This window comes from Thiothrix litoralis, assembly GCF_017901135.1.
Lineage (GTDB): Bacteria > Pseudomonadota > Gammaproteobacteria > Thiotrichales > Thiotrichaceae > Thiothrix > Thiothrix litoralis.
Genome location: NZ_CP072801.1, coordinates 3,920,957 through 3,937,891, shown reverse-complemented (window position 1 = coordinate 3,937,891; position 16,935 = coordinate 3,920,957). Strand labels below are relative to the sequence as shown.

Sequence of the window (16,935 nt, the reverse complement as noted above, 5' to 3'; positions counted from 1 at the left end):
CATGTCCCATAGGTCATGACAGCTACCCTTTGTTTAAAGCACGGGTTATCCTTGGAGGCATATTATCAACCCTTGCTCTATCGGGACTTGACACTTAATGATTCAATCAAAACATGATTATGATTTTTACCTGGAATCGGACAAGGTTGCTTTGAACATTCCAGAGACATCTTGGAGTACAGAGAGGTATATTGATGAAAAATACATAATATGGAATTTTGAAAAATTATTAAGAAAATTAGAATATTACATGAACTGCAAACCACTTCAGAAATCCTATATCCAATACCTTAAATGGAAATTCTACAGAATGGGGCGGCAGCTTGGATTTTCCATACACCCTAACGTTTTTGGGCCAGGTCTTTCGATTGCCCATACCGGAACACTCATTGTTAATGGCAATGTCAGGGTCGGTGAAAACTGCCGAATTCACAACTGTGTCCATTTGGCAACACAAGCCGGTTCCGATAACGCTTGCCCAACGTTGGGGAACAACATATTCATTGCCCCAGGAGCCATCGTATTTGGAAAAATCCAGATCGCTGACAATATCGTAATAGGCGCAAACTCGGTCGTTAATACCTCTTTTCTGGAAGCAGGCATCACCATTGCCGGAAGCCCAGCTAAAAAGGTCAGTAACGCCGATTCATCCCAATATTTTGGCCACGCCACAAAGACCATCAGAGCCAAAGGCTCTGCGCAAATACTGGAATGCTCGAGCAGCCATCTAATAGTCCAGAATACAGGCTCCCACTCATGGACTAAAGATACGTTCTTGCGAATCGGGGTAGTCTCAGATCGTTTATCCCATTGTTACCATCACAGTTGGATAAATCAGAATCGCGTTGGCACTTTCCGTGAGCAAACCGTGCCACCCGGCGGTACTGCAACTTTTATATTTGAGATGTCCCCAGGTTCCGAGACCTTTCAATTGGTCATGGAACATATATGCTGGGTTCAAGGTACTCAATTCACAGTAGAAAAGACCAGCGAATGATTAATTATTGCTAGCAAACTCGCCAACCCAACGCTTCCGCCCGCGCCGCCGCCTGTTGCGGCACATTAGTCGCCACGAAGTGATGATGCAAAATCTGCACACCCAGCAGGTGATTGATAATCGCATCCATCTGTACCTTGTCGGCCACCGTGGTTTCCGGCTGATCGTGGCGGGCAAATAGCGCTTGCACCCCGGCCTTGTCCAGCAAACCAGCCGCGTCAATCGCTTCATCTGACAGGTACTTATCCGCCAGTTTCATCATTTGCTGCCACTTGGTGTCGTCGGTGTGTGCCGGTGGAGCCATGAAGGCGAATTTCTCACGTTTGTAGAGCACTTCCGGCAACAAGCCTTTCATGGCTTCACGCAGCACGTATTTCTCGATCTTGCCCTTGATACGCAATTCGGGGGGAACCTGCACCGCGACAGCCGCCAGATGATGATCGAGGAATGCCGGGCGGGCTTCCATCGAATTCGCCATGTCGACGCGGTCGCCACCCCAAGTGAGGATTTGGCCTTCCAGCATGGTCTTGATCCACACGTATTGTGCTTTGTCGAGGGCGTGGCGGCCTTCGAGTTGTTCCTTGTCGAGGGTAGCAGCAATGGCTTTGCCCGGCTGGTAATCCTTGAGGGTTTCGCGGTATTCGGGGTGCAATAGCGCGGGAACCAGCGGGCTGCACGCCAGCCACGGTTGCAGACAGCTTGGGGTGAAACCGACCACCTCATCCAGATATTCGTCGTCAACCTGATCTTTTGCCAACATTGCACCCTGCACCAGTTCGTTGCTCTGTTGCAGCAAGGCTTCCCATTCGGCGCGGTCTTCCGGGCGCATGTCTTCCAGACCGTGCAAGAACATATCGCGGCGGAAAGCGGGGTAGCCACCGAACAGTTCATCCGAACCTTCGCCGGTCATCACTACCTTGTAGTTCACTTTGTTGACGTGCTGGCTCATCAGGTATTTGGCGACTGCCAACGTGTTGTAGACAGTGCGCTCGGTATGCCACAGGGTTTGTTCCAGATAACCGTAGAGTTCATTGCCGGAAAGCCGCATCACATCTTGTTGTGCATCAGTCGCTTCCGCCATTGCGGTGGCAATCGGGGTTTCGTCGTAACGGGCGTCGTCAAAACCGATGGTGAAGGCTTTCACCGGATTCTGGCTGACGGCAGAGGCCAGCCCGAGGATGGCGCAGGAATCAATCCCGCCGGACAAGTAGCAACCGACCGGTACATCCGCCACCATGCGTGCTTCCACTGCCTGCAACAGCGCAGTGCGGATATTGTCGATGTGTTCGTTTTCGTCCCACTCGGTGGGGCGTTCACTTTTTTTCGGGAAATCCAGATCCCAGTACTTCCATTCGGACACAGCCAGCGTGCCGGTGTTACGCTGGATTTTCACCACGTAACCGGGTTTGACCTGATGGATGCCTTCGAATGCAGTCGTGCCGGGAACCATGGTCTGCATCAACTGGTGGTACAAACCTTCCGCGCTAAATTGACGTTTCACCACCGGGTGCGCAAACAGTACTTTCAGCTCGGAACCGAATACCACGCCCTCATCGGTCAGCGTCCAGTACTGCGGTTTGACGCCGAAACGGTCGCGCACCAAATACATGGCATCTTCGGCGCTGTCGTAGAGGGCGAAGGCAAATTCGCCACGCAGCTTGGGCAAGGTTGCTGCCAGCCCTTCGCGCTGATACAGGTGCAGGAGGATTTCGGAATCGCTCTTGCTGGTGAAACGCGCCCCACGAGCGGTCAGTTCAGCGCGGATTTCCTGAAAGTCGTAAAATTCACCGTTGTGCGCCATCAGCACCTGCTTATCCTGCGACACGAACGGCTGCCGCGCGCGATTTTCATCCAGATCAATGATGGAAAGCCGCGCATGGCAAAAGCCGACGCCCCTGCCTTCCAGCGCTTGATAGCCGAAACCATCCGGCCCCCGGTGATACTGGATAGCCGCCATGTTAACCAGCAGTTGCGAGTCGATTGCCTGTTGTGGATTGCTGTGAAAAATTCCGCCGATACCGCACATAATGCCTTCCCCCTCAGATAACGTCCATGACCCGTTCACCGCGCTGTACCATGTAGGTTAGCAGCGCCTTGCGCACAAATACTGCCCCGCGTGCCTGCGAGAAATACCAGTTGTGCGGGGTGGCATCGAGGTTGGTTGACAATTCTTCCCCTCGCGCCAACGGGTGCAATACGATCGCACCGGCTTTGAGCGGTGACGCCTTGCTCAGCTTGAAGCGGTTGCCGAAGGTTTCGTAGTCGTCACCCATCCACGCAATCGCGTTGATGTAGACCACATCCAGCGCCGGTAATACTGCTGGCAAATCAGTGTAAGTGGTGATCTTCAGACCCGCCGCTTCCAGACTTTCGCGCTGGCCTTCGGCAAAAAGGGCTTGCTCGCGCTTGTCGTGAATGATGCTGACTTCGCTGAGCATATCCGGGAAATGTGCAATGATTTTCAGCAAGCTGCGCACGGTACGCATTTTGCCGGGCACACCGATAATGCCGATGTGGATGCGTTTTTCCGCTGGCAAATCGCGCTCGATCAACTCAGGTCGCCATTTGAAAATGGTGTACAAATCTGCCATTGCTTGGGTCGGGTGTTCATCAATCCCGTTGCCCGCATTGATGATGGGGATGCGCAAGGTGTTCATCATACGGTGTACGGATTCCGCCTGTGAATCACGCAACACCACACAGTCGCCGTAGTTGTTGAACATTTCCGCCACGTCTTCCAGCGATTCACCCTTGGCGATGCCGGTGCTGGAACGGTCGGTAATCGACATAATGTCGCCGCCCAGCCGATGCCAAGCACTTTCAAACGACAAGCGGGTGCGGGTACTCGGCTCGTAGAACGCACTGATCAGCACCTTGCCCTGCAAAGCAGCGCTGAAACGCTCAGGGTTACTTTCGTACTTGGCTGCCAGTCGGAACAGTTGCAGCAACATCTCGGAGGAAAACTGGTCGATGGAGACCACATGCTGATTTTCCAGCGGCTTGAGAAAGGCACCATCTTCGTGAATGGCTTTCAGCAATGCCTTCGGGTGAGCAGCACCGTAAACATCGGGACTATGGCGCTCAAAGTTGACTGTGCTTACCATAATGTTTTCCTAATGAAAGACGCAACGACCGTTACCCAAAAGGTCACGTTAACCAGTGCGGTCAAGGCTGAAATAGAAAGAGGGAGGTTTTCACCCCAAGCTAGCTGGAAGTAACAGCTTTTTTTGAAAAATATCATCACAACATTGCTCAGCAGCCATACCATTTTAGTGGCAAGCCAATGATTCCTATATATTTTCTAGAAAACAGGTGGAAGTAATTTTTCACACCCTAACAGGTCTTCCCCTGAAATTCAAAAAATCAAGGGCATATTTAAGGCATATTTGAAGAGCGCAAACCGCAGAATTAAGCCAGTTTTACCGTCTCACCGATGACTTCATCCGTCGTCAAAATCCGTGCATAACGGTCACGCATGGTCGTTACGGTCGCGTGTTCCAACTCTGGCGTCACCGTCGCCACCCCATCCGACACAATCGTGACGTAAAACCCCAGATCACAAGCATCACGGGTAGCGGTGGATACACATTCGTTGGAATACACCCCACAAATTACCAAGGCAGTCACCCCCAGATTACGCAGCACGTATTCCAGATTGGTGGAATTGAACACCCCGCTGGCGGTCTTGTTGATAATGATTTCATCGCCAATCGGCGCAACTTCTTCCAGAAACTCAGCCTCTTTGGAACCCGGTGCCGCGTGCAGCCCCAAGCGCCGATGCCCCGGCCCCCGGTCGCGCCCATTCTTGGTCAATGACTGGATGCGGGTGTGAATGACTTCCAGCCCCGCCTCACGGAACGTATCCTGCAAACGGCGGATATTGGGCAACACCATGGTTTCCAGCCGCCCGAAATAATACTCCTGCGATTCAGGAGGCAGACCCGCCATATCATCGTCACTGAATAGACCGTAACCGCGTTTCGCATCCAGATACTGCACGTCGATCACCAGCAGCGCGGTGTGGTGCTGGCGCAAGGATTCGATGAAACCTGATTTTTGGGTAATGGTTTCGCGGTAGCTTCCGATTAAAGGGTCAGGAAAAGCCGCTGAGGGTTGCTTGCTATCAGTCATATCAACTCGCTAGTTTGATCAGGGTATTCAACAACAGGTTGGTGCCTGCTTCGATGTCTTTGAAGGCCGTCCACTCATGGGGTGAATGGCTTTTGCCGCCTTTACTGGGCACGAAAATCATCCCCGCGTGGGTCACGCTGCTGATGGTCTGGCAGTCATGTGCCGCGCCGGAAGGCATTGCATGATACGCCAGCCCCAATGCTTCCGCCTGCTGACGGACGGTTTCCACTACCCATTCGCTGCACGGCGCGGGTGGCAGTTCACTGAGGATCACGAAATTTTTCACCAAGTCGTGCTTGCGGGCGACGGCGAATAGGGTGCGCTGGAAAGCATCGCCCAATTGCTTCATGACCTCCGCATCGGTATCGCGCACTTCCAGCGTAAACACTGCCTTGCCGGGTACGACGTTGGCTGCACCGGGGAACACTTGCAGCTTGCCGATGGTGGCGCGGCTGTGGCAGGTTCCGTATTCATCCAGCACCCGCTGCAACTGGCTGGCGAAGTCCACCACGCCTTGCAAGGCATCGCGGCGCATGTTCATTGGCGTGGTGCCTGCGTGGTTGCTTTCGCCTTCCAGCGTGATTTCCCACTTGAACAGGCCGGTAATGGCTTGCACCAGACCGATGGGGCAATTCATGCTGTCCAGCACTGGCCCTTGCTCGATATGCAGTTCAACGAAAGCGTGCAGGGTTTTGCGGTCACGTTCCGCCAGCGGCATTTGTTGCGCGTCGAAACCGGCAGCGGCCATCGCGTCAGTCAGGGTGACGCCGTTGAGGTCGCGGGCGGCGAGAATCACGCCGGGGTAAAGCTGCCCTGCCAGCGCCTGCGAGCCGAGCATTCCACCGAAACGGCCTTCTTCATCGGTGAAGGCTATCGCTTCCAGCCCGTGCTTGAGCGGTATGTCCAGCTCCTTGATGCGCTCGACGCATTCCAGCGCGGCAAGCACCCCGAGTGCGCCGTCCAGATGACCTGCGCCGGGCACGGAATCGAGGTGGGAACCGGACAGGACGCGGGTCGGCAATTCAGGTTTCCAGCAGGCGCTGATATTAGCGGCGGGGTCGGTGCGCAGTTCCAGCCCAGCAGTGGTGATTTCATTGCCCAACCAGGCGCGGGCTTCGAGATCGGCGGGGCTGAGCGCCATGCGGTAAACGCCGCCGTCACCCTTGCGACCGATGTCGGCAAGGGTCTGGATGCGGTGTTGCAGGCGGTTGGAGTTAATCGTGTGTTGTGCAGGCATGGTTATTCTTTATGAATGAAATCAGTTTTTACCATACCGGAGGCTGGGAGAATTTGCCAATTTGCAGGCATGACAGAGGCATCTACACTAAAAAATCCACACCCTGCCCTGACGTCAGCAAATTGAATACCCGCGTCTGTTTCACCTGATGGGTTTGCTCGCCGTTATACAACACCAACGCATCTGGCAGACAATCGGGGGATGTCGCCCGGAACGACTCAATCCCCTTCAAAAAAGCGCTGGAAAACGTCGCCGACGATTTAATTTCGATGGGTAACAAGCCATTACGCTGACGGATCAGCAAATCCACCTCATTGCCCTGCGAATCGCGGTAGAAATACAAATCCGGGCGCAATCCCCGGTTCAAATGTGCCTTGAGAACTTCCAGAATCATCAGATTTTCGTACAGGTTGCCGCGCAAGGGGTCACGCGCCACCTGTTCCGCTGACTGGATGCCCAACAGGAAAGCAGCCAGCCCGGTATCGGTAAAATACAATTTGGGCGACTTGATCACCCGCTTGCTGATATTCGCAAAAAATGGCGGCAACTCGAACAGGATGTATGACGCTTTCAGCACACTGACCCATTGCTGGATCGTGGTGGATGACACCCCCACATCATTGGAAAGCGAGGCGTAATTCACCACTTGTCCAACACGTCCCGCCAGCAACACCAGAAATTGCTGAAAACGGCTCAAATCTTTCACATTCAGGATTGCCCGCACATCCCGTTCCACGTAAGTCTGCAAGTAACCATTGAAGAAACGATGCGGCTGCAACTGCTGACTATGCAAACGCGGGAATGCCCCTTGATGGATCAGGTCAAATACATCCCACTCCGCCTGTACTTGGCGCACCTCTTCCAATGCCAGCGGCAACAAGGTTAGCAAAGCCGTGCGCCCTGCCAATGACTGACTAACCGCCGTATGCAAATCAGGCTGGTGACTTCCGGTGAGGATGAACATACACGGCTGCTGCGCCTTGTCCACAATGCCTTGAAGGTAAGAGAGCAGCATCGGCACACGCTGGATTTCATCCAGAATGGCGCCGTTGGGCATCTGCGCCAGAAAACCCCGTGGGTCGGTTTCAGCGGCAAGGCGGGTATCGGGGTCTTCCAGCAAATAATACGGCTTGTCAGGGAAACACTGTTGCGCCAACACCGTTTTGCCAGACTGACGCGGGCCAAAGATAGTGACAACAGGGTATTCGCGGCTACTTTCCAGCAGTTCCTGAGTAATACTACGCTTGATCATGGGCATGATTCCGGGGAAACGAGACTTATAAAGCAATAGCTTAGCCCTCATCCTTGCAAATCTCAAGTTAAACCTTTGATTTGCAAGGATGGTATTGACGACTAACTACGCCGCAACATTCCCGGCAACTCCAAACGCCACGCCCCTTTCTTCTGCAACCAACGAAACACCCGTTCCCCCAGCAAAATTGCCAGCAATACGCTGTACAATAACGGCATAGCCAAGCGCGACTTGGATTCTGCTAACCACCAGAAATGCAGCACCCCCAGCATCGTCAGCGGGTAAATCAGCGTATGCAGCCGCTGCCAGTTACGCCCCAGCTTGCGCATAGCCTTTTTGAACGACGTCAGCGCCAACGGTGTCATCAGCAGGAAAGCCAGCATCCCCACCGTAATAAACGGGCGCTTGAGGATGTCTTTCCAGATTTCCCCCCAGTCATAAAACTGATCAAGCCACAGGTAGCTGAACAGGTGCAAAGTGCCGTAAAAAAAAGCGAACAGGCCGAGCATACGACGTAACCGTACACCTTGAACCCAGCCTGTCGCCCGCCGCAGTGGAGAAATCAGCAGCGTTAAAAGCAAAAACCGCAACGTCCACTCCCCCAGACTGCGGGTAATGGTTTCAATGGGGTTCGCGCCCAGCTCATCTTGCCATGCCCCCCACGCCAACCATACCAGCGGCATCAAAGCCAGCACGAACACGGCAGGCTTGAAGACCTTGGTAAAATAGGGTTCGCGGACTTGCATCAGAAATTCTTCCTTAAATCCATGCCGCTATACAGGCTTGCCACCTGATCGTAGCCGTTGAACATCAAGGTCTCGCGCTTGCGGAACTCACCGATCCGGCGCTCACGTTTCTGGCTCCAACGTGGGTGATCCACCTCTGGGTTAACGTTGGAATAGAAACCGTATTCGCCCGGTGCAGAACGCCCCCAACTGGTAGCCGGTTGCTGTTCCAGAAAACTGATTTTGACGATGGACTTAATACTTTTGAAACCGTATTTCCACGGCACTACCAGACGCAACGGTGCGCCATTCTGGTTCGGCAGGTTTTTGCCGTACAATCCGGTCGCCATGAAAGTCAGCGGGTGCATGGCCTCATCCATGCGCAAACCTTCCGCATACGGCCAATCGAGCACGCTACGCTGTTGCCCCGGCATCTGCTTGGGGTCAAACAAGGTTTCAAAGCGCACGTATTTGGCCTTGGAAGTCGGGTTAAAACGTTTCAGCAAATCCGCCAGCGGGAACCCCATCCACGGGATCACCATCGACCAACCTTCCACGCAGCGCAAACGGTAAATGCGCTCTTCAGTGCTGTGGGGTTTGAGGAGATCTTCCAACGTCAGTTTGCCGGGGTTTTCGCATTCGCCATCCACGGTGATGCTCCACGGCGAAGTCTGCAAGGAACCAGCATATTCCGCCGGGTCACTTTTGTCGGTGCCGAACTCGTAGAAGTTATTGTAAGTAGTCACATCTTTGTAAGGCGTTTGCTCCTCATCAGTCGAAAAGGTGGACTTGGCTTGTGCCATCAACGGCAAGCCACTAGCCCCCAGCAAAGCGATGCCCCCCAAGGTTTTGAGGAAATCACGACGACGCTGGTAGATCTCAAAATCAGTCACATCGTTATCGGTCATATCGTCTGGGCGTTTGATTAACATGATTGGCACCTTCGGCATAAAGTTATTATGTATAAAGCCATTACGCACCAAGAAGCGGTTTGGATGCAAATAACCTGTAAGAAAGGTATGCTCTCAGCATACTTTGAGAGGAACCTGACATGCTATTCGCCGCTCTGACCGCCACCCTTGAAACCGCCTTCAATACTTGGCTAACACTGGACAAAGCCAGCCACGGCAACGCACTGGCACGCTTACAAGCCATGCAGGGTAAGCTCATTTGCCTGCACATCAGCAACCCTGACCTGAAACTGTATTTTCTGCCCACGGCGGACACTGTGCGCGTCACCACTGCGTATGACGCCGCGCCAGATGTCACCATTCAGGGTTCCGCTCTAGCTTTGATGCGGCTTTCCACCAGCGAAGACACCGGCAAAGCCATGCTGGAACAAGGGATTAAAATCGACGGTGACATGGGGTTAGGCAACCGTTTCAGCCAGATTTTGCGCGAAATCGACGTGGATTGGGAAGAACTGCTCTCACGGGCGGTCGGCGATGTCGTAGCACATCAGATGGGGCAATTGGCACGCGACACCAAAGGCTGGCTGGACAGTTCCGCCCATGCCATGCGTCTCAATACCCGCGAATATTTGCAGGAAGAAGCACGGCTACTCCCCGCTGACGCCGAAATCCGCAGGTATCTGGATGCAGTCGATACGCTGCGGATGGACGTGGATCGGCTCGATGCCCGCCTCAAGCGGCTGGAAAACTAAGCTACGCGACCGGCGGCGGTCACTGCTGGCACTTCCACCAGCTTGCCGGTTTTGCAGTCGTAGATGTAGCCATAAATGGGAATATCCGCCGGAACCATCGGGCTGTTGCGGATGCGTTGCACATCTTCCAGCACGCTTTGCTCCTGATTGCTGATGGTCAACCACTGGATGAATTTACCATCATTCGTGCCTGCCCCAACACCACTGTCGTGCCAACCGGACGCATCCACACTCGAGGTTTTCAGGCTGCTCGCCAGCAGATTGCCCATAATGTCATTGTTGAAGGTTTCCATCCCGCAATCGGTGTGATGGATAACGAACCATTCCCGTGTTCCCAGCAATTTGTAGGAAATCACCAGCGAACGGATCGCATCATCGCTAGCCCTGCCACCCGCATTACGGATGACATGCGCATCGCCTTCTGCCAAACCTGCATACTTCGCAGGGTCAAGCCGCGCATCCATGCAAGTCAGGATAGCGAAACTCCGCCCCGGTGGCATCGGCAGATTGCCTTTGTCTCCAAAATCAGCCACATAATCTGCATTCGCAGCCAGCACTTCTTCTAGCACCTTGCTCATCGTCATCTCCTCCTTCGGTTGTAAAATCTTTTAAAAGACTATAGACCGAAGTAGCGTGCCTCACTAGAAAACACGCAGAGATTGCTTGAATATCTTAGCGCTTGGGCATTTTTTGAATGCTATCAATGGAAACATGCACGATGGAAGCCTTACCCACCGCTGCCGCCGGATTCGCCGCCTTGACCCCTTCCTGCTTCTCCACATGGAAATAACGGTGGCCATTGATCATGCCCGAAATCGCCGCACCCTTGCCCTTCAAATCGTGCAGGAATGCCGCCAGCACATGCGCCACGGTGAGAATCAGAATGATCCCCGCCAGCCCACCATGCAGCTTGAACATCGACATTCCCAGCAAGGTACTCGCTGAATTATAAAACAACCCAATCACCGCCGTGACGATCAAGAGCAGCAACCATCCAGGGTAGAGCAGTTTCCAGAAAGGGTTATGCGCATACCAGTTCGGCAGCGGAAAACGCGCAAAACTGAGGTAAAACAACAGCATCTGCTTCACCCCTTCCCATTGCGCCTTATCCGGCAAGAAAGCACTCCAGTGGGCGCTACCCGGCAACAGGAACATCAGAATTACCCGTGCCACTACCGTGATCAGCAGCAACTGCCCCACAATCATGTGCCAGTCACGCCAGAACTCATAATCGACATTGCCGTGCTGGATAGCCCACGCACTGGCAAATAAGAACAGCACACCTGCCGCCATCAACCAATGCGTTAAACGTACCCAACCTGACCAGACCAACACGTACCGTATATTTTCTTGCTGCATTTCAGCCTCGCTCATGCACCCATTGTGGAAAATCAGTTTATCAGGAATCCAAAATAATAGTGGCATTCAGCGGGCGATTAGCCTAACCTCGCCATAGCTACAGATATTATCCTGGCAGTTTCAATAGTTCCCTCCGGTTACTTCACGAATACCTCCCCATTACCTGTAAGCACCAATGCATCTATATATACCTGTTTTTAAAGGAACACACTCATGGCTACAGGCAAAGTAAAATGGTTTAACGACACCAAAGGCTTCGGCTTTATCTCTCAAGACGACGGCGGCCCAGACGTATTCGTACACGTCAGCGCTATCCAAAGCCAAGGTTTCAAGACGCTGGCAGAAGGTCAACCCGTCAGCTTCAATGTAGAAAAAGGCCAAAAAGGCCCGCAAGCTACTAACGTCGTTCCCCAATAAGCTTTCAAGCCTATCGCTTATTCAATATCCGGGCTGGTTTCCCTCCGCTAATTGCGGGAACAGGACGCCAGCCCGTTTCCATTGGGCTTTCGCTTTGCCCACTCCTGCTATCACGCACCCACACCATTCGGGAATCATAACCATGAAAACACTCTTCATCGGCAACATCGCGCCCCAAACAACTGAAAAAGAACTCCGTGCTTTGGTCGAAGAATACGGCACTATCCGCAAGCTCGAAATGCCGCGTGACATCTTCACGGGCAAATGCAAAGGTTTCGCTCTGATCGACATGGAAGGCCACGAAGCGCGTGCAGCCATGGCAGGCTTAACGGGCAAAACCTTCATGGACAACCTGTTAAAAGTCACGGATGATAAGCCTAAATCTAAGGGTCGGGGACGCCGTTAATATCAGGAGGCAATAATGTTGGCAGTCGATCAAGAATGGAAAGCCTGGTTGGATGAAAATTTGGCGCGTCGCTGTGACCCCGCCGAGTTGTACCGCACGATGCGCACCCACGGCTTTACCGTTACTACCATTCAAGCCTTGATGGGGGATGCCTACCCCACCGGCATTGATAGCACCGAGCCACCTCCCCCAATGGATTATCAGGCCATCGCAAACGTCTTGGCACGCGAGGGCGCACAGCCGCCCGCGCAACGTTTTGACACCGACCTGCTTCAGTTGTACACGATTCCCGATTTCCTCACACCCGAGGAATGCGAACGTGTCATTGCCATCGCCAAAGCCAGCTTGCGCCCCTCTCTCGTCACGCACTCCAATGGCGATGACGCCTTCCGTACCAGCGAAACCTGCGATCTGGACAGGAGTGGCGATGCTTTCGTCAAGTACATCGACGAGAAAATAGCCCAGCGCTTGGGAATTCGCGTGCCTTATTCTGAAGCGATTCAGGCGCAACGCTACAGCATTGGGCAAGAATTCAAAGCCCACCATGACTATTTCTCACCCTATCTAGATGTCTATGAAAAATTTGTCGGCGACGCAGGGCAACGCACCTGGACGTTCATGATCTACCTCAACGACACCCCCAAGGGCGGCGGCACGCACTTTTTGCACCTTGACCACACCTTCTACCCCAAGCAAGGCATGGCAGTCGTCTGGAACAATCTCCAGCCCGATGGCACGCCCAACCGCAATACCATGCACCACGGTATGCCGGTGGAAGCAGGTGAAAAAGTCATTATTACCAAGTGGTTCCGCGAGAATGCCTACGGGCCGATGTTTTACGACTGATCCCAGTGAGCTGCTACCCGCAAACACGCTGACAAATGGTATACTCTCGCCATCATTGTTCACCGGATGGATTCCCACATGGCATCACTCAAAGACCAACTGCTCAACGCTGGCCTGATCGACAAATCCAAAGCCGACAAAGCCGAACAGGAACTGCGCAAGCAAGCCCACCAGAAAACCGCCAATGCACAGAAAAAAGCTAAAAAAGCGGGCGAAGTCATCGTCGATGAAGCCAAATTACTCGCCGAAAAAGTCTTGCAGGAAAAAGCCGAACGCTCCCGCGAACTGAACCGCATCCAACGCGAACAGGCAGCGCAAAAAGCCATTCAAGCCCAAATTAAGCAACTGATCAGCCTGAACCGCATCGACCGCCAACGCGGCGATATCGCCTACCAGTTCGCCGATGGCAGTAAAATCAAAAAGATATACCTCACGACAACGCTGCAAGACCAACTGGCCTACGGCATTATCGTGCTGGTCAAATTTGGTGATGGCTACGAACTCGTACCTAAACAGGTCGCCGAGAAAATCGCCCAGCGCGACGCCGCCTGCATTCTGGTGCAAAACGCGGGTAGTACCGAAGCATCTGCCGTAGAAGAAGAAGATCCTTACGCGGATTACAAAATCCCGGATGATTTGATGTGGTAAACTGCGCCGCTTTCCCCTGATTGATCTAAACGCATGAAATCCATCACCCGCCTGTTGCGCCTGTGGACCATCAACCGTGTCTTTATTCGCCACGGGTTGGATGAACTCATCTTCAATATTCCCTTCCTGCGCCCGATTGCGTTCATTTACCACCTCTCACCGTGGAACTGGGGCAAACAGGAAAACCGCCCACGCGGGGAACGCATCCGCCGCGCACTCGAAGATTTAGGGCCGATCTTCATCAAATTTGGGCAAATGCTATCCACCCGCCGCGATTTGCTACCGGACGACATCGTGACGGAACTCACCCGTCTGCAAGACCGCGTGCCACCGTTTTCCAGTGCAGAAGCGCGGCGCATGATCGAAAAGGCTTACGGCAAATCCGTCACCGAAGTCTTCCAACGCTTTGAAACCGACCCGATGGCCTCCGCCTCCATCGCCCAAGTCCATGCCGCGCAATTGTGGGATGGCAAAGAAGTCGTCGTCAAAGTACTGCGCCCCGGCATTGAAAAAACCATCGGCCAAGATGTTGAATTGATGTACATGATGGCGGAATTGCTGCAACGCTACTGGAAAGAAGCCCGCCGCCTGCGCCCAGTAGAAGTGGTCGCCGAATACGAAAAAACCATTTTCGACGAACTCGACCTGATGCGCGAAGCCGCCAACGCTAGCCAGATTCGCCGCAATTTCGAGGGCAGCACCACCCTGTACGTGCCCGCCATTTACTGGGACTACACCCACCCCAACGTGATGGTGATGGAGCGGATTTACGGCATCCCCGTCGGCGACATTGAGCAGCTCAAAGCCCACAATATCAACTTCAAGCGCCTCGGCGAACTGGGTGTGGAAGTGTTTTTCACCCAAGTATTCCGCCACAACTTTTTCCACGCCGACATGCACCCCGGCAATATTTTCGTCAACGCCACCGACCCGCAAGAACCACAATACATGGCGGTGGATTTCGGTATCGTTGGTACGCTGTCCCCTGCCGACAAACGTTACCTTGCGGAAAACTTCTACGCCTTCTTCCAGCGTGATTACAAGCGGGTCGCAGAATTGCACGTGGAATCCGGCTGGGTTCCGCCGAGTACGCGGGTAGACGAATTTGAATCGGCGATCCGCTCGGTGTGTGAACCGATTTTCAACCTACCGATCAAGGATATTTCCTTCGGGCAATTCTTGCTGCGCCTGTTCCAGACCGCGCGGCGCTTCAATATGGAAGTGCAACCGCAATTGGTGCTGCTGCAAAAAACCCTGCTGAACATCGAAGGGCTGGGGCGTCAGCTTTACCCCGATCTGGATTTGTGGTCGACCGCCAAACCCTTCATCGAACGCTGGATGGATGAGCAAGTGGGGGTACGCGCCCTGTTCAACGGCGCAAAAGTCAACCTGCCCAAACTGCTGGAAAACCTGCCGTACATGCCGAATATGCTGCACGACATCATGCAGCAAACGGTACAGCAAAAACTCAAAATGCAGTGGGAATCGCAGCAACTGGAAGCCTTACGCAAGGAAATGCGCCAATCACAACGCAGTAACCGGCTGGCAATTGTCGGCGGGAGTTTGCTGATTACGGCAACGTTGACTGCTGGTTCGGCGCTGCTGCCTGCGGTGCTGGGCGTGTCGTTGTTGAGTTGGGGGATGGGAACGGCGGGGTTGGGGTTGTTGGGTTATAGCTTATTTGCCCGATAAATAAAAAATTTTAACTTATCATTCAAATAAGTTATACTTTTAATGTCAATTGGCTACCTTGGAGTTTATTCCCATGCCTTGTTTTATCCACCGCAACCTGTTACGCCCAGCCAGCTTGCTGCTAGCCAGTGCCCTGTTGATAACCGCCTGCGGTGGCAATAGCAGCCCTACCAGTACCACCGATACCAGTACCACCGATACCAGTACCACCGATACCAGTACCACCGATACCAGTACCACCGATACCAGTACCACCGATACCAGTACCACCGATACCAGTACCACCGATACCAGTACCACCGATACCAGTACCACCGATACCAGTACCACCGATACCAGTACCACCGATACCAGTACCACCGATACCAGTACCACCGATACCAGTACCACCGATACCAGTACCACCGATACCAGTACCACCGATAGCCTGCCTCCCATCCCGGTACGTATCACCAATGCACGCGGCGCTCTACTGGACGGGCAACTGGTCAAAACTAATACTGTGCAGGAAAGCACTGCCGCGCTCAGCGACCCGGCAGCGAAAGCACCCGCAGTTATCCCCGTCTACGATGTCAAACAATACCGCGTCACCTATCAGACGCTGGATGGTGACGGCAATCTGAGCACCGCTTCCGGCATTATCGCTGTCCCGCAGAAACCGGCTGGGGCGAAAAGTCCGCTGCTAAGTTTTCAGCATGGTACGGTATTCCACAATATCGAAGCGCCCAGCAATGACACCGTTGCGACCTCGCCGGTCAATATTATTGCCTCGCTCGGCTTTGTGGTCATCGCTGCCGACTACATCGGTTACGGCACATCGCAGGGTAAAGATCACCCCTACCTGCAAAAAATCCCGTCTGCCGCTGTTGTCACTGATTTCATCGTCGCCGCCAAACAATGGCTGGCTGAACAACGTCAGCCGCTCAACGACCAACTGTTCCTGACGGGCTATTCTGAAGGTGGTTACGTTACCCTCGCCGCCCAACAGGCGCTAGAAGCGGCGGGCACGCCGATTACCGCCAGCGTTGCCGGAGCCGGGCCTTACGACCTGCAATACACCCTCGATGAATTGCTCAACCCCAAAGCCTTGCTGGCAGCCGCTGGTGGCGCACTCGGTTTAAGCCGCCCCGCCATTGCTGCCAAATACCCCGGCAAAGTCGACGAAGCCACCGTAGACTTGCTGATGTACATCCTCATCCCCAAAGAAAGCGACATCAAGTTCAGCAAAACCTTCCTGATGGACTGGATGGCAAACGACTATGACACCATGAAAAACAACAGTCTGTACGACTGGCAAGCCAAAACCCCCACCCGCCTGACCCACGGGCGTGACGACGTAACCGTACCGTTTGGCAATTCCACCCGCGCCCTCGACGGAATGCGGGCAAAAGGCACGGCTGACATCGAACTGGACGAATGTTTCGCCATTCCTGCCGACCATACCGGTTGCATCAAACCTTACGCACAAGTCATGACCCAATACTTCAGCACCTTCGCAAAGGATTTGTAGAAAGGCATTTATCTTGAGTGGAAACTGGCGCATAATGCCCGGTTTCCTCCTC

The 16,935-nt window shown here is 53.6% G+C and carries 17 protein-coding genes; 8 read left to right on the top strand and 9 right to left on the bottom strand.

The window, feature by feature from the left end; translation table 11 throughout:
• The first annotated feature begins 97 nt into the window (after positions 1-97).
• A complete protein-coding gene (locus J9253_RS19055) occupies positions 98-997 on the top strand; it encodes a serine O-acetyltransferase (protein WP_210222421.1) in 900 nt (299 codons plus the stop codon).
• Between the two features lie 10 nt (positions 998-1,007).
• Here J9253_RS19055 and asnB read toward each other — a convergent pair whose 3' ends face one another.
• The 7 genes from asnB to msrP all read right to left on the bottom strand — a co-directional run bounded on the left by asnB (position 1,008) and on the right by msrP (position 9,274).
• Positions 1,008-3,062 (bottom strand): asparagine synthase (glutamine-hydrolyzing), encoded by a 2,055-nt coding sequence (gene asnB / locus J9253_RS19050; RefSeq protein ID WP_228291434.1) that lies wholly within the window; start codon positions 3,060-3,062, stop codon positions 1,008-1,010.
• Positions 3,037-4,101, bottom strand: coding sequence for an aspartate/ornithine carbamoyltransferase family protein (locus tag J9253_RS19045; RefSeq protein WP_210222420.1), 1,065 nt, complete (start codon positions 4,099-4,101; stop codon positions 3,037-3,039). Before J9253_RS19045 ends, asnB begins: the two co-directional genes overlap by 26 nt.
• A gap of 304 nt (positions 4,102-4,405) precedes the next feature.
• Complete coding sequence (locus J9253_RS19040; RefSeq protein ID WP_210222419.1) at positions 4,406-5,128, bottom strand: cysteine hydrolase family protein; 723 nt, start codon at positions 5,126-5,128, stop codon at positions 4,406-4,408.
• 1 nt (position 5,129) lies between these two features.
• Positions 5,130-6,365 carry a Zn-dependent hydrolase gene (locus tag J9253_RS19035; protein WP_210222418.1) on the bottom strand — a complete coding sequence of 412 codons (1,236 nt, stop codon included), beginning with the start codon at positions 6,363-6,365 and terminating at the stop codon, positions 5,130-5,132.
• 82 nt (positions 6,366-6,447) lie between these two features.
• Entirely contained in the window at positions 6,448-7,617 is a 1,170-nt protein-coding gene (locus J9253_RS19030; RefSeq protein ID WP_210222417.1) for an ATP-binding protein, read from the bottom strand.
• A 101-nt stretch (positions 7,618-7,718) separates the two neighbouring features.
• On the bottom strand, positions 7,719-8,363 hold the full coding sequence (locus tag J9253_RS19025) for a protein-methionine-sulfoxide reductase heme-binding subunit MsrQ (RefSeq protein WP_210222416.1): 645 nt from the start codon (positions 8,361-8,363) through the stop codon (positions 7,719-7,721).
• On the bottom strand, positions 8,363-9,274 hold the full coding sequence (gene msrP, locus J9253_RS19020; protein ID WP_210222415.1) for a protein-methionine-sulfoxide reductase catalytic subunit MsrP: 912 nt from the start codon (positions 9,272-9,274) through the stop codon (positions 8,363-8,365). Before msrP ends, J9253_RS19025 begins: the two co-directional genes overlap by 1 nt.
• A 119-nt stretch (positions 9,275-9,393) precedes the next feature.
• Between msrP and J9253_RS19015 the strand changes: the two genes are divergently transcribed.
• Entirely contained in the window at positions 9,394-10,005 is a 612-nt protein-coding gene (locus J9253_RS19015; RefSeq protein WP_210222414.1) for a ubiquinone biosynthesis accessory factor UbiJ, read from the top strand.
• On the opposite strand, the gene J9253_RS19010 is transcribed toward J9253_RS19015, so the two are convergent.
• Both J9253_RS19010 and J9253_RS19005 read right to left on the bottom strand, forming a co-directional pair.
• Entirely contained in the window at positions 10,002-10,583 is a 582-nt protein-coding gene (locus J9253_RS19010; protein ID WP_210222413.1) for a beta-class carbonic anhydrase, read from the bottom strand. The genes J9253_RS19015 and J9253_RS19010 overlap by 4 nt on opposite strands.
• 94 nt (positions 10,584-10,677) lie before the next feature.
• Positions 10,678-11,430: a cytochrome b/b6 domain-containing protein gene (locus J9253_RS19005; protein WP_210222412.1), complete on the bottom strand. Its 753-nt coding sequence runs from the start codon at positions 11,428-11,430 to the stop codon at positions 10,678-10,680.
• A gap of 147 nt (positions 11,431-11,577) precedes the next feature.
• On the opposite strand from J9253_RS19005, the gene J9253_RS19000 reads away from it, so the two are divergent.
• The 6 genes from J9253_RS19000 to J9253_RS18975 all read left to right on the top strand — a co-directional run bounded on the left by J9253_RS19000 (position 11,578) and on the right by J9253_RS18975 (position 16,883).
• Positions 11,578-11,781, top strand: a complete 204-nt coding sequence (locus tag J9253_RS19000) for a cold-shock protein (protein ID WP_028490479.1) — start codon at positions 11,578-11,580, stop codon at positions 11,779-11,781.
• A 142-nt stretch (positions 11,782-11,923) separates the two neighbouring features.
• Complete coding sequence (locus J9253_RS18995; RefSeq protein ID WP_210222411.1) at positions 11,924-12,187, top strand: RNA recognition motif domain-containing protein; 264 nt, start codon at positions 11,924-11,926, stop codon at positions 12,185-12,187.
• Positions 12,188-12,202: 15 nt separating this feature from the next.
• Entirely contained in the window at positions 12,203-13,033 is an 831-nt protein-coding gene (locus J9253_RS18990; RefSeq protein ID WP_210222410.1) for a prolyl hydroxylase family protein, read from the top strand.
• Positions 13,034-13,111: 78 nt separating this feature from the next.
• Positions 13,112-13,681, top strand: coding sequence for a DUF2058 domain-containing protein (locus J9253_RS18985; RefSeq protein WP_028490476.1), 570 nt, complete (start codon positions 13,112-13,114; stop codon positions 13,679-13,681).
• A gap of 33 nt (positions 13,682-13,714) precedes the next feature.
• Complete coding sequence (ubiB, locus tag J9253_RS18980) at positions 13,715-15,373, top strand: ubiquinone biosynthesis regulatory protein kinase UbiB (protein WP_210222409.1); 1,659 nt, start codon at positions 13,715-13,717, stop codon at positions 15,371-15,373.
• 73 nt (positions 15,374-15,446) lie between these two features.
• Positions 15,447-16,883: an alpha/beta hydrolase family protein gene (locus tag J9253_RS18975; RefSeq protein ID WP_210222408.1), complete on the top strand. Its 1,437-nt coding sequence runs from the start codon at positions 15,447-15,449 to the stop codon at positions 16,881-16,883.
• The last annotated feature ends 52 nt before the right edge of the window (positions 16,884-16,935 follow it).